Origin of the sequence: Streptomyces globosus (genome assembly GCF_003325375.1) — a bacterium.
Taxonomy (GTDB): domain Bacteria; phylum Actinomycetota; class Actinomycetes; order Streptomycetales; family Streptomycetaceae; genus Streptomyces; species Streptomyces globosus_A.
In genome coordinates this window covers 5467264-5481000 of sequence record NZ_CP030862.1, presented here as the reverse complement: position 1 = coordinate 5481000, position 13737 = coordinate 5467264, and the positions used below count along the sequence as shown (strand labels likewise).

General features: G+C 71.3%; 10 protein-coding genes. 3 read left to right on the top strand and 7 right to left on the bottom strand.

Annotation, left to right across the window (positions count from 1 at the left end):
- Positions 1-40: 40 nt before the first annotated feature.
- Positions 41-493 (top strand): cytidine deaminase family protein, encoded by a 453-nt coding sequence (locus C0216_RS24310; protein ID WP_114057336.1) that lies wholly within the window; start codon positions 41-43, stop codon positions 491-493.
- Between the two features lie 1202 nt (positions 494-1695).
- Here C0216_RS24310 and C0216_RS33595 read toward each other — a convergent pair.
- The 6 genes from C0216_RS33595 to C0216_RS24285 form a co-directional block, all read right to left on the bottom strand.
- Positions 1696-2511, bottom strand: a complete 816-nt coding sequence (locus tag C0216_RS33595) for a hypothetical protein (RefSeq protein ID WP_162793286.1) — start codon at positions 2509-2511, stop codon at positions 1696-1698.
- On the bottom strand, positions 2508-7085 hold the full coding sequence (locus C0216_RS35125; protein WP_114057335.1) for a putative T7SS-secreted protein: 4578 nt from the start codon (positions 7083-7085) through the stop codon (positions 2508-2510). Before C0216_RS35125 ends, C0216_RS33595 begins: the two co-directional genes overlap by 4 nt.
- Positions 7085-7723 (bottom strand): hypothetical protein, encoded by a 639-nt coding sequence (locus tag C0216_RS24300; protein WP_114057334.1) that lies wholly within the window; start codon positions 7721-7723, stop codon positions 7085-7087. The genes C0216_RS35125 and C0216_RS24300 overlap by 1 nt, the downstream gene beginning before the upstream one ends.
- Entirely contained in the window at positions 7720-8262 is a 543-nt protein-coding gene (locus C0216_RS24295; RefSeq protein ID WP_246042672.1) for a hypothetical protein, read from the bottom strand. The genes C0216_RS24300 and C0216_RS24295 overlap by 4 nt, the downstream gene beginning before the upstream one ends.
- A 101-nt stretch (positions 8263-8363) precedes the next feature.
- On the bottom strand, positions 8364-8909 hold the full coding sequence (locus C0216_RS24290) for an AAA family ATPase (RefSeq protein WP_114057333.1): 546 nt from the start codon (positions 8907-8909) through the stop codon (positions 8364-8366).
- A gap of 65 nt (positions 8910-8974) precedes the next feature.
- Positions 8975-9862: an AraC family transcriptional regulator gene (locus tag C0216_RS24285; protein ID WP_114057332.1), complete on the bottom strand. Its 888-nt coding sequence runs from the start codon at positions 9860-9862 to the stop codon at positions 8975-8977.
- A gap of 210 nt (positions 9863-10072) precedes the next feature.
- Between C0216_RS24285 and C0216_RS24280 the strand changes: the two genes are divergently transcribed.
- Both C0216_RS24280 and C0216_RS24275 read left to right on the top strand, forming a co-directional pair.
- The gene (locus C0216_RS24280) at positions 10073-12076 is read left to right on the top strand and encodes an eCIS core domain-containing protein (RefSeq protein ID WP_114057331.1); all 2004 of its coding nucleotides are present in this window, start codon (positions 10073-10075) and stop codon (positions 12074-12076) included.
- On the top strand, positions 12064-12747 hold the full coding sequence (locus tag C0216_RS24275) for a hypothetical protein (protein WP_114057330.1): 684 nt from the start codon (positions 12064-12066) through the stop codon (positions 12745-12747). The genes C0216_RS24280 and C0216_RS24275 overlap by 13 nt, the downstream gene beginning before the upstream one ends.
- Positions 12748-13006: 259 nt before the next feature.
- Here C0216_RS24275 and C0216_RS24270 read toward each other — a convergent pair whose 3' ends face one another.
- Positions 13007-13645: a flavin reductase family protein gene (locus C0216_RS24270; RefSeq protein WP_114057329.1), complete on the bottom strand. Its 639-nt coding sequence runs from the start codon at positions 13643-13645 to the stop codon at positions 13007-13009.
- Positions 13646-13737: the final 92 nt, after the last annotated feature.

Below are 13737 nucleotides of genomic sequence, written 5' to 3'. Positions count from 1 at the left end.
GATCCGAGACCCGTATGAGCAGTGTCCTAGTGTCTGCCGGATGGACAACACGACGCACTTACCGCAAGAAGACCTGGAACTGGTCGAGTTCGCCCGGCACATCGTCGAGGCGAACGGCGACGGCGAGGCGCACACCGTCGGGGCAGCCGTGCGAGACGCGCAGGGCCGGATGTTCGGCGGCATCAACCTCTACCACTTCACGGGCGGACCCTGCGCGGAGCTGGTGGCGCTCGGGCACGCGCGGGCCGAGGGAGCACGCGACCTGGCGGCGATCGTCGCCGTCGGCGACAGGGGCCGCGGCGTACTCGCGCCGTGCGGCCGGGACCGGCAGATCCTGCTGGACCACCACCCGGGCATCCGCGTCCTCGTGCCGGTGGCCGACGGCATCAGGAGTGTCCCGATCACCGACCTGCTGCCCCATGCGTATGTCTGGGCGGAGCAGTCGGCAGCGCCCGACGGGGCACCGGACCCGGCTGCGACGCAGATCCTGTAGTTGATCAGGTCGACGTTCGGGCCGATCGCCGCAGTGAGATCGTCCTCGATGCTGCCGACCGGCAGATTCCAGACCTCCCGCTCCACCGGCAGCAGCCCCTCGTACGCGGCTTCCTCGGCGGGCAGGCCGCTCGCCGGGACACCGACGAGGAAGGCGGGCTGGTCCTCGAACGGCACCCCTTCGAACTCCCCGACCGCGGACGCCCCGCAGAACCATCCCCGGGGGCGCGGCCTGCGCCACCGCCTGCAGCTCGGGGAAGAAGGAGAGCTCCGCGTTACCCGGAGACCACGGAATGCTCGCAGCGGCCGAACTCCACGAGACGGCGCGCGGTGCGCAGGGCGAGTGCCGGATCGGAGCCGCGGAAGCCTGGGTAGGCGACGTCGTTTGGCATCCGCTGACTGTGCCATGCTGCGTCACAGCCGCCCAACGCATATGCGGCGCACGGCCGGTGCCGGCCCTGGCTTCGGCTGCACCCGCAGGCCGGGACGATGCGCGTGCGACTCCTCAACAGGCGTTGCGGTGAGCCGGACGTGCCTCAACGCGGCCACGTAGTCGTCCGACCCCGTCGGGAGGCAGGCCGTCCAGGTGGAGGCGCGCCAGCTCTTCGGCGGCGCAGGGTGTCGTCCGTGCGAGCACCGCAGGACTGACGACCAGGACCGGCCCGGATGAAGAGGCAATACCAATCCTCGCCGGTGTGTGTGAGGGGCCCTCCGAAAGCAAGGCTTCAGTCCGGAGAGCCACATGAAGATGTCGGCTTCGCGATCCCAGACGAAGACGTCCCCGCGCGGGGAAGCGCAAGAAAGGCGAACGACCCTGGCGCCACTCTCCCGAAGAACGTGAGCGGTTCGAACGGCATGAAGGGAGCGGTAGGCAGGTTCACCCCTAACGTCGAGATTCGCATCGATGCATAGGTCGGCTCCCCAGACAGTGCAGTTGCCGTACGCATCAGAAACGCCGTTGGCCTCCAGAAGGAGGCCTCGCAGAGAGTTCGGGAGGGGTTGCCCACTTCCAAGGGTTCAAGTTGGGACATCTTCCGCGAAGTTCCCCACTGCGCAAACCGGCACCACGGGAGGGGTGCTCTCAGTTGGCGAGAATCAAATCAGCGCTTCCTGAGTCACACTTGCAGGCCTCCACGCGGTTGAGATGCGGCCTCCGAGTCCCCAGTACGCACCACCTCGCCGGGTGCGGACCGCCGCCGTGCTCTACTTCCCGTTTTGGCGGCCAGTTTTCAGGTGCCGGAAGGCGTCCCAGGCCGCGCGCACGGCAGCCTCGAGTCCGACATCGTCGAGATCCCCGGGTTCGGCAAATTCGGGATCGATTGCATAGTCCTCGAGGATCATGAACACCTCGTCCAAGAGAGCACCGAGTGCCCCCTGGATCCGTTCGCCTTTCGCTTGCGAAGCACGGCGGGCGTCCCACCATCCGCGTGCGAAGTCTCGTGCGCCGCAGGTCCCGTCTGTGAATGCCCCCAGCAATGCCACTTGTCGCGCCGCCGCACTTGCCGGGTCGATGTTGTCGAGGTGGGACCACGCTCGTTGCTCGGGCCCGTATGCGGCTGCCGCCGCTGACAGCGCCGGGTGACGGTCCAGGAGGGCGCGCGCATGACGGCCGAAGCGTGCGCGTGCCGCGTCGACTCCCTCCCCGACGGCCGCCGCCATGAACGCGGCGGTTCCCGCGATCAGTGCGTAGCCCGATTCGGGAAAGAGAACGGCTCCTTGCAAGCCGGGAGTACATAGTATGAACGGTGGGTGGATGTCGATTCCCTCCACATGCGTGGACATCCGGGATGTCGTACCCGCGATCACCCCGGCGTTGTATGCCAGGTTGGCGGCAAGGACGTAAGGTGCCCCGACCGCGCGGCATCCGGCCTCGATCCGACGGGCCAGTGCCGGATCGAGCTGTGCACCCACAGGAACCGGCGTCACCGATTTGTCCCGCAGCCAGGACGGGGCGAAACTGCCGTCCGAGCCGAGCGCAGCCCGGAAGTCCGATGCGTCGTCGTATCCTGGATCGGTCACCACAGAAACCCTTTGTCGATGATTCCCTGGAACTGCTTGTCGCCTAGTTTCCAGGCCGACCAGAACTTACCATCTGCGTGCAGCATGACCATTTTCTGGGATGCCGGATCGATGAATCCTACCGCTTGCCCCTGACCTCTGTAGTCAAATCGGTAGATCTTCGTTCCGTCCGCTGTCATGTGCTCACGCATTGCCTCTTCGAACCGCTGCAGGTTGGCCTTGTTCAGGTTCCCTGGGTTGTCCATGAAGTCCCCCGCATGGGCGTGGAACTTCTTGCTCATAACCTTCTGGCTGGAGAAGTCGGCCTTAGCCTCCCACGCGCCTCGTGGGCACGGGGCAAGCCCCAGCGGATCGGTCCAGGTGTGGGGGTTGTGGACGTACGTGGCCGGGTTCGGGGCGGGGGTGAGGCCCAGGGGGTCCGGGGTGAGGTAGCGGGCCGTTTCGGGGTCGTATGTGCGGAAGTAGTTGTGGTGGAGGCCTGATTCCGGGTCGTAGTACTGGCCCGGGAAGCGGAGCGGGGTGTAGGCCGTTGCGTCGCGGTTCCAGGTTGTGGTGCCCCACAGGGTGCTGCGGGTGTGCCACGCCGTGGTGCCGTCCTCCGCGAGGAGGTGCGTGGGGGTGCCGACCAGGTCCGTGACGATCGCGAAGAAGCGGTCGTCGACCTCGGACTGGTTGAGGTGTTCCGTCTGCGTGATCGGGTGCAGGCCCTGGTGGGTCCACGTCAGGGTGACGTGGCCGTTCGTCTCCTCGCAGAGGATGGTGCCGTCCCACGTGAACAGGGTTTCCTCCGCCACCTCGCCGGTGTCCGAGAGGCGCTGTTTGGCAGTGCGGCGGCCCAGGGGGTCGTAGAGGTAGCGCCAGCGGGTGCCGTCCGGGGTGGTGACGCCGACCAGCTGGTCCTGTGCGTTCCACTCGTAGCGCCAGGTGTCCGGTTTGCGGGAGAGCCGGGTCTTCTGGCGGAGGGTGACGCGGCCCAGGGCGTCGTGCTCGTAGCGGATCGAGCCCGCGCGGGTGATGCGGGTGCCCGTGTACGTGCGGATGCCCTGCGCTTCCTCGCCTGCGTGGCCGGTCGGCCAGGAGGCGCTGGTCTGGTTGCCCGCGCTGTCGTAGGCGTACCGCTCGGACCAGGAGTCCGCGTCCACGGCCGTGACGCGGGCGGCCGCGTCGAGGGTGAAGGTACGCAGGCCGGTGACGGAGTCGTCGATGCCCGTCCGGTAGCCGTCGGCACGGTAGCTGTACCCGCGGCGCTGGAGGGTGCGCCCGCCCCGGCCGATCACCGACTGGGCGGTGCGGCGGCCCAGGGCGTCGTACTCGTGGGTGAGGGAGAGGGACGGGTTCAGGGTGCGGGTCAGCTCCTGGCCCGCTGCGTCCCGCTCGAAGGTCAGGGTGCGGCCGGCGGTGGTGAGCGAGGCGCGGCGGCCGGCCTGGTCGTACGTCCAGTGGGCTTCGGTGCCCGCAGGGGTGGTGCGGGTGGTGCGGCGGCCCAGGTCGTCGTAGCCGTACGAGAGGGTGCGGCCGTTCACCGTCTCCGCTAGGAGCCGGCCCGTCTCGTCACGGAGCCAGGTGACCGTTGCGTCGGGCGAGGAGGCTTTCGCGAGGAGGTCGAACGCGTCGTACTCGTAGCTGGTGGTGAGGCCCGCGGCCTCCTTGCGGATCGTCTGGCCCAGTGTGTTGTGTGCGTACGTGGTCGTTTCGCCGAGCGCGTTGGTGCGGGAGGTCAGGAGGCCCGCCGCGTCGTACGCGTACGTGAGGGTGCGTCCGTCGAAGTCCGTCTCCGAGGCCAGGCGGCCGGCCGGGTCGTACGTGTAGTTCCAGGTCAGCCCCTGGGGATTGGTGACGCCGGTGAGGCGGAGCTGTGTGTCGTGGTCGAAGGTGTGGCGGGTGCCGTCGGGGCCGGTGCGGGCGGTGAGGAGGTCGAAGTCGCCGTACTCGGAGACGGTGACGCCCCCGACCGGGTCCGTGTGGGTCAGGCAGTTGCCTTCGCCGTCGTAGGTCCAGGACTCCTCTGTGCCGTCGGCGTGCACCCGGCGCAGCAGGCGGCCTTCGACGCTCCACGTGAGGTGCGTGGTGTGGCCCAGCGGGTCGGTGACGGCGGTCGGGCGGCCGAACGCGTCGTGCGCGTAGGCGGTCGTCCCGCCCAGCGGGTCCGTGGCCGAGACGATCCGCCCTGCCGGGTCGCAGCGCACTGTCGTGGTGTTGCCCAGGGCGTCCGTCACCGAGGAGAGGTGGCCGCGGATGTCGTACGCGAAGTGTGTCGTGGCGCCGGACGGGTCGGTCACCGAGGTGCGGTTGCCGTGTTCGTCGTACGTCTGGCGGACGACCCTGCCGTCCGGGCTCTCCACCAGGACGGGAAGGCCGAGTTCGTTGTACTCGGCGCGCGACCGGCGGCCGTCCGGGCGGGTCAGGGTGGTCAGGCGGCCGGCCTGGTCGTAGGCGAGGCGGGTCGTGCGGCCCAGCGGGTCCGTGTGCGCGAGCAGGCGGTTGCGGCGGTCGTGTTCGAAGCGGGTGGCGGCGCCCGTCGGGTCGATCTCCGCGGTGATCTGCGCGCGGTCGTTGACGAGGAACTGTGTGCGGTGGCCGAGGGAGTCGGTGAGGGTGGTGCGGCCCGGCTCGTAGGCGAAGCGGACGTTCAGGTGGCCGTTGGTGCCCGACTGGGCGATGCAGCGGTGCTCGTCGTCGTAGACGTACGTGAAGTGACGGTCGTTGGTGTCGGTCCAGGAGGTGATCCGGCCCAGGTCGTCGTAGCCGAAGCGGAGGGGCCGGCCGCAGGAGTTGACGACCTTCGTGAGGTGGCCGCCGGTGTAGCCGTAGCGGAGGATCTGCGTGCCGTCGCCGAGCGCGAGGCCGGTTATTCGGCCGTCCGCCGTCGTGAGGCGGACCTCGTAGCCGCCGCTGTGGGAGACGGCCGTGGGCGCGCCGGTCTCGTCGTAGGCGTACGAGATCCAGGCGCCGTTGCGGTCGTCGAGCTGGGTCAGCAGACCGTCGTCCGTGAAGTGGCGGACCCGGCCCGTCTCGGGGTCGGTGACGGTGTAGCCGCCGTCCGACTGCCTTTCCAGCGGCCAGGGCCGGCCCAGGTGGGGGAGGACGGGGGCGCCGTCTGCCGCGGGGTGCGGGTAGCCGAGCAGGCTGCCGTCCTCGCCGACAAGGACGATGCTCTCGTCGTCGAATTCCAGCCGCTGGTCGAGCGTGCAGGCCCAGGTGGGACCGAACCAGCGGCCCAGGCGGTACGACGACTCGAAGGTCCGGGTGAGTACCAGGGGCAGGGAGCCGGGGAGGGCGAGATCGGTCTGCGGGAGGGTCATCCGGCCCGTGGCGACGTCGACCGGGTCCTCGCGGCAGGTCTTCGCGTCACACTCGCGGGAGTTCCCGTGCGGGTCCCTGTGCAGCTCGTCGGCTGCGGACGGTGTCTCGGGCCCCTTCGTGCCGTTGGGCGCCTTCGGGGTCTTGGGCAGGTCGTCCGCGAGCCGTGCTGCGGTGCGGGTCAGGCCCGCCCCCTTGCCGGCGAAGATCTCCGGGAGGAGGCGGCCGCCGAACTCGGACGGGTCGGCCATGAAGGAGTCGATCAGCGGGCCGGGTATGCGTTCGGGGTGGGAGGCGCTGGAGACGAGGCCCGCCAGCGTCGTGTTGACGTGCTCGGAGTGCTCGGCCGGGTGGGTCAGGTTGTAGGGGTCGAGGGGGTTCAGGAATCCCCGGCCGAAGCTGACGGCCCCCGCCACGCCCTTGATCGCGCCGCCGAGGACGTGGACCGCCTCGACGCCCTGGGCGCCCTGGTGGTCGAGGGCGTTCGCCAGGGCCCGCTGCGTGGCAGAGGGCTTCGCCGGGGCGTGTTCGACTGCCGCGTCGAAGGCCTTCTGCGCCATGCGGCCGACGTCGTCGCGCTGGCTGCGGGCTGCCTTGAGGATCTCCTCGGCGCGGTCGCGGCTCGCCTTGCCCACGTCACCCGGATCGGTGGGCCGCGGCCCGGCGTCACCGCCGGCCGCGGCTGCCGTCTCGTACGTCGCGAGGGCCTTGCGGTGGGCGGCCTTGGCGTCCGCGGTGGCCTTCTCGCCCTGCCGGTACGCCTCGATGGCCAGCTGTGCCTGGGCCTGCGCCCACTCCACGATCTCCGCGTAGGCGTTCAAGGCCTGGGCCGCGGACTCGCAGGCGGACGCGGCACGGAGCCAGTCGCCGGGGTGCACCGCGAACTTCTCGCGGAACGCGTCGGCCGCCGCGCCCTTCCACTGCCCGGTGTCCAGGGCGCGCATGCCTGCGCCGACGTTCTCGAACGCCGCCTGGAAGTCCTTCAGATGGGACGCCGACTCGCGGATCTCGGTGGGCGAGCCGTGGACGAGCTCGTTGGCCTGCTCCGTCTCCCCGAGGTTCTGCTCGCGTACGGTGACACCCGCGCCGGAGGCGAAGCGGTCGCCCCAGTCCTCCACCTTGTCGGCGGCGCCGTGGGCGCCGACACGGTCGAGCGCGGCGCCGATGCCCTCGCTGGCCCTGTCGACCCCCTCGCCGACCGACTTCATGGCGGAGTCCCAGCCGTGCTCCGCCTTCTCCAGGCCCTTGTCGACCAGGTCGCCCCAGTCCGCCATCAGTGCCCGCCCTCCGACTGCGCTCCCGGCCGGGGAGCCGGGCCGACCATGCCCTCGACGAAGGCGTCCTGCTCGTCGCCCAGCCCGGCCTCGTCGATCAGCTGGTTGGACAGCAGGATGTCGGAGCTGTTCGCGTCACGGATGGCGGCCTTCCACGCCTCCTTGCTGTTCTGGTCGGCGCGCGCACGCGACTCGGGGCTGTAGTCCGCGTCGCGGATCTGCGTGTAGGGGTTGTCGGCCAGGACCTCGGTCCAGCCCTTCTTGGTGATCTCGTCCTCGGAGGCGTACGGGTTTCCCATCCCGGCGTTCACCATGATCTTGAAGGCGCCCTGGAGGTACTGGTCCTGCTCGTGGATCATGCCGGCCGACAGGCCGACGTTCGCGGCGAAGGCGTTGCCCTGCTGGACCAGGGAGCGCACCCCCCACTCCCAGCGCTCGCAGAACGTCTTCATGGCGGCGGTGAGGCCGTCGTGGCCCGTCTGCACACCGGTCAGGGCCAGCTTGGAGAAGCCGCGGCCCATGCTCGCGTCGCCGACCGAGCCGAGCTCGCCCAGCTCGGACAGCGCATCCGTGATGCCCTTGGCTATCTGCCCCAGGGCCTGCTTCGAGACGTCGAGGTCCTTGTCGTCCCCGCTCATGCGGCACGCTCCCCGTCGAGCGCCGCCGAGTCGGGAACGATCCCGCGCACCGGCGGGAACACCGCACCGTCCGGGCCGGCGGCGTTCAGGGCCACCCCGCACGGGAAGTCCAGCGCCGGCAGCACCTCGTCCAACAGCCGGGCGCCCTTGATACGCCGGTACGGCCACGCGCGGCCGGCCTCCCCCCGCGCCACCGCGAACCGGTACAGCGCCTCCTCGTCCGAGAAGGCGCATATCCAGTCCAGGCCGTGGAGTTGCGTCGTCCACGGGCCGCCCTGCTCGTCCGCCGGCACCAACGCAATGCCGTCCCGGAACTCCGCGAGACGCTGAAGCGCCGCCGTCCGCGCCACCTCGTACGCGTCAACAGCCGCTGCGGCGGGCTGTGTTGCGGCCTGGGCGCGCAGCGCGCCCCATTCCTCGTCGAACCCCACCCCGAAGCCTTCCAGCAGCCATCCGAACCGCGTCCCCCGCAGTCCTTTGCAATCGAACGTGATGCTGCATGATGCGCTGGTGTGCGCCCTGTTTTGCTCTTCCGACACGCACAGAATCAGACAGATATACGGATCCGGGTCGCCCCGTGCGCGCCGGCCCGGGCCGTTGCCCCGGACAGGGCCTGATCCCGCCTTGAACGGCGGGAAACCTACCCCGGGGCGTTCGCGAGCCATCCGGTGGCGTCCGCGACCTCGCGCGCTATGTCGACCACGGCACGCCCGTCGGTCACCACCCGCAGTGTGTCCGGGGGTGCCTGCTCGTCCAGGATCCGTGCCTTGCGGGCGCTGCCCGCCAACTCCTGCTCCAGCTCCGAGCCCACTTCCCGGTCGGTGAGGCGCTGGCGGGCGGTGGCGTCGGAAGCGGTGAGCACCACCCGCACCATCCTCACGTCCGCGCCCATGGCACGCCGGAACATCTCCTCGTTCTCGGACAGAACGCTCACCGTCTGCGTGTAGATCAGACGGCGGTAGCCGAGCTCGGCGTAGTTCGACCAGAGCGCCGTCAGGTTGCGCTCGGCGATCTTCCTGCGCCGTGGGTCCCCCTCCGGGGCCGGATGGGCCTGCCCCATGAAGTCGCCTTCGATCACACAGTGGGCAACCGCCGCCGCACGCAGGAGTGTTGAGACCTCCCATCCGACCGTCGTCTTGCCGACGCCCGCGCGCCCTCCGATGAGCAATACCTCTGCCTGGTCCATGACGGCACCCTGCCACCGGGCAGGCGGGCTGCGCGAACCGGTGTGCGGATCGGCGCGCCGTGCCTCTACCCGCGCCCGCCTGCGGTGGTGGTACGGGCCACCGGGACCCACAGGTGGGCCGTCGCCTGGGGCGGCTCGGAGTCCGGCGGTGTGACGCGGAGGATTTCCGGGCCGGGGCGGTATTCGTACGGGTTCGACGGCATCCAGTGGGCCGCCACGTCGGCCCACATCTGCTGGAGCGCCTGCGGGAACGGGCCGGTGTTCTCGAAGACCGCCCACGTGCCCGCCGGGCACTCCAGCACGTCCAGGTCCTCGGGCGGCGTCTCGGCCGACGTCGCCGCCGCGTGGTAGTAGTCCAGGTCGGCGCCCTCCTCGAAGCCGTCCGACACGCGGACCGTCGCCGACACCACGCCCCGCGGCTCCTGGTCGGACAGCGCCGCGATCCGCTGCACCGTCTCCGGCGGAATGCTGCGGATGTGCTCGGCGATGTGCGGGTTGGCCCCCTCGTGGATCAGCGGGACGCGGGCCTTCCTGCCCACGATCCGGAACGCTTCCTTCTCGACGATGCGGTACCGCATGGTGCTGCTCCCTTCGACGGTGAGGCGGAAGGAGAGCCGGGGCTGCGCGTTCAGGGCCGCGCCGGCGCGCCGGGCCTCGCCGGGGCCGACGCCGTGCACGGCGCGGAACGCCCGGGCGAACGCCTCGCCCGAGCCGTAGCCCCAGCGGACGGCGATCTCCAGCAGGGACGGCGTCCCGGCGAGTACGTCGGCCGCTGCGACGGTGAGCCGCCTGCGCCGGACGTACTCCGACAGCGGCATCCCCGCCAGCGACGAGAACAGCCGCCGGAAGTGGTACTCCGACGTCGCCGTGATCCGGGCCAGTTCGGACACGTCGACCTCCCGGTCGAGGTGGTCCTCGATGTACCCCATGGCCTGGTTCAGCCGCTCCAGCACCCCGGCCCTCCTTTCCTTTCCACCGCCACGCTAGGGGTGCCCCGGCCTGCCGCACCCGACATCCCGTGCCCGTTCCGGTCGGGTGCGGGGGTGGGGGCCGCCGCCGGCTTCCCGATCGGACTGCCGATGCTGCCCGGCGGTACCTGGTGCCGTGCGGTCCGGGCCGCGTATCCAGGAGGGGCCCGTCCGCCGCCCGTCCGTGAGGATCCGATGCGCTTTCCTACGCCCGTACCCGGCCATGACGGCGCCGTGCGCTCCGCTCCCGTGTGGAGCCCGGCCCGCAGTGCGGCGCCCCCGCCGGCGGGGGCCGCCCTGGCCGTTCTCCAGCGCGCGGCCGGCAACGCCGCCGTCGTGCAGATGCTCCGCCGGTCCGGGCACGCCTGGGCGCAGGCGCAGCGGTCCGTCGCCGATCCGGGGACGCACTGGCACGGCGCGGGCTGCGGGCACGCCGCCGAGGAGGCGCCCGCTGCGGTGCAGCGGTCCGCGGTCCACGACGTGCTGCGGTCGGCGGGCCGGCCGCTGGAGGCGGGCGTGCGCGCCGACATGGAGGCCCGCCTGGGCGCCGACTTCGGGGACGTCCGCGTTCACGACGACGCCGCGGCCCGCCGGTCCGCCGCCGAGATCGGGGCCCGCGCGTACACCAGCGGCAGCCATGTCGTCATCGGGGACGGCGGCACCGACCGGCACACCCTCGCGCACGAGCTGACGCACGTCATCCAGCAGCGCCGGGGCCCCGTCGCCGGTACCGACAACGGGGCGGGCCTGAGCATCAGCGACCCGGGGGACCGCTTCGAACGCGAGGCGGAGGCCAACGCGGTGCGCGCGATGGCGTCCGTCCCGTCGCCGGTACGGGAGGCGCCTGCGGCCGCGGGGCCGCCCGCCGCGGAGGGGTCGGGCCCGGCTCCGGTGCAGCGCATGAACGCGGCCACCGCGGCTCCCGCCCCCGCCCCCGTCCTGCCCGGCCAGGTTCCGGCCCCGGCGCCTGCCGGGCCCACGCTGGACAGGATCGAGTTCGGGGGCGGCATCGCGTTGCAGGGATTCCAACTGACGACGTGGGAGTCGCATTTCCCCCTGACGGCGAACCTCACGTACCGCACGACGGACACCCCGTCCGCCATCGTGGCGGTCTCCCATCTCGGGGCGTCGGCCGCGCGGGTGCAGTTGCAGGCGTGGTCCGGGAACCAGCAGGTCGGCGAATCCTCGTTCGTCGCGCCGATCCCCGGTCAGAACCTCTTCGCGGTGTCCCAGCTGAGGCTGCCCGTGAACGGCGTCGGCACCGCCGTGCACGGCGTCTCGTGGAGGCTGGCCCGCGAGAACACGCCCGGTCCCGGTCAGGAGGTCGACACCACCCATCACGAGGTCCACCGCCTGTTCGGCTTCCCACAGACGCAGGCCCGCGCCGACGCCGTGGTGGCGGCCATGGGCATGCTGGCCGGGGAGACCGACGCACAAGCGGTGGCTACGGCACTGCGCCGTTCCCTCCGGGCGCGGGTGCAATACGACCCCTCCGACCCGATCAACGACGATCCGCTGACCGTCCTCACCGACGGGCGGGGTGTGTGCGCGGACTACGCCAACCTGCTGGTCCTCCTGGCCCAGACGGTCGGCCTGCCGGCGAACACGGTCATGGTCTGGGGCGGGTTCTTCGCGAACGACCAGATGGTGTGGGCCGGCGGTGTCGGCAACATGGTCAACCTGACCAACGTGCAGGCCCTCGACACCCAGTGGCACCCGGGCCAGGCCCAGCAGGGCTGGGACTTCCAGTACCACGCCATCGCGCGGGTCGCCGGGGCCCTGCACGACGCGGCCCTGGACCGCGAGGGATTCGACGGCCAGGCCGTCCACGCCGGCCAGCGGGTCGCCTTCCACCGGTTCGGTCCCGGTGACGTGCTGCCCGACGCGGCGGAGGGCGCGCCCTACACGTGGCTGATCCCCCGTGAGGAGGAGACGGTGGCGGTCACCTCGCAGGACTACGGCGACCAGGCGCAGGCCGCGTTCCCGGCGCACGTCCTGGAGATCCCCCCGAACATGCCCGGGACGTACTTCGCTCCCGTGCTGTCGCTGGAGGCGGGCGTACTGCCGCCGGGCCTCTTCCTGGAAGCGACCGGGATGATCCGGGGAACGCCGACGCTCTTCGGCGCGTACGCCTTCACGGTCAGGGCGGGAGCCAACGGCCCCACCCGGCAGTTCACGCTGACGGTATGGCCCTCGTGACCCCCGCCGACGTGATCGCCCGCGACCACCTCCCCGGCGGCCACTCCCTGGACGGCCTGGCCATGCCGCCGCCCGTGCCCGTGCCCTCGCGGCGGTCGCTGCTCGGTGGCGCGCAGCTCGTCGTGCCTCCGCCGGAGGGGGTGCGGATCGACGGGCCCGAGGTGTTGCGGCGGGCCGCCGCCGAGCTGGCCGGGCTCCTCGGTGTCGGGTTCGGGCCGGATCCGGTGGCGTCGATGGCCCTGTACGACGGCCTGGTCTCGCCGGAGCTGCGGGAGCGGTTCTCGGCGCCCGGCTTCGCGCTGCGCTGGGACCGCCCGCGGGAGGGCTTCGCCTGGCTGGCGGTGCGGCTCGGCGCCTGGCAGGTGCAGGCGTGCGGGGAGCCCGGCGTCCTGTCCTGCGTGTCGTTCCACCGGCCGTGGGAGGGCCAGGAGCAGGCGGCCGGGCTGCGGGCGCTGCTCGCGGAGGCGGCCCCCGCCCTGGACACCGCCGGGCTGCGGGATGTCACGCGGGCCTACGCGCACGGGGTGTTCGACGAGGCCTGGTCGGCACCGGAGCTCCGACTCCGCTGCGGCTTCCGGCAGACCCTCCGCAGGGACGGCTCCGCGGCCGGACCGGCGTACGTCCTCCGGGTGGACGCGGGTCCGGGCTGCCGTGAGTGGCCGGGCCCGTGAGCCGCGCCTGCCGGCCGCCCTCCCCGGCGGCGGGGAGGGTGTCCCATGCGTTCGCCGAGTGGGCGATCAGGAGGACGCGGCGGCCGTCCGGCCAGATGCATGGGTCAGTAACGAGCAAGCGGCTCGGCTTCCTGTGGCCGGGTGATCCGTCGCGGCGGCCCTGTCGCGGCCCGTGGGGTTGCGGTGGGGGTCTGCCCACCGGGTGCGCGGGCGGCCTGCCGTCTGGCGAGGCGGGGGAGGCTGGGCGCCGGATGCCTGCTCAGACAGGGGTCGACTGGAGTGGGTGCGGCATGTTCCAGCCCTCGGCGAGTCTCGACGGGTGAACGTTGCGTCCCCCGCCGAAGAACTCGCAGAACTTCATGATCAGCGGGTCCCAGCCGAGCGGGTCCACGTAGTGCGTCCCCGGGATGACCAGGTCCTCCTCGACATGGGCGCGAAGGACCTCGACCTCGAAGGCGGTGGCGTGCGGTTCGAGACCGCCGAAAGGATGGACCGAGACGACCCTGCATTCCAGCTGGACCGGGCACTCCGCAACCCTCGGGGCCCGTACCAGGTCCGATGCCTGTTCGGTCAGCTGTGCGGTCGAGAACTTGTCCGGCTCGTGCCGGTACCCCTGCTTCGCCTTGTAGTCCGGCACGGCCGGCTTCCCGGTGGTGAGCGCGATCCGGTCGACGGCATCGACCATCGCCGACGAGGGCAGGTTGAGCACGCACTCACCCTCCCGCAGCAGGTTCGCCGTGGTCTGGGCGTTGTTGCCGAGACCGAGCATGCAGGACTGGCCCAGCCACCACGCGGAGGACATCGGCATCAAGTTCGGCGTGCCGTCCTCGTTGAGTGAGCTGATCAGCACCACCGGAGTTCCGAAGTACAGGACCTTGAGCCCGGGGACGACATGCATGCGCTACGCCTTTCGCGGAGTGCCGGACGGACAGGCTCGCGATCAGGAACACGAACCATCGCTGACTCTCTCGTGAGCGAACCCACCGACAC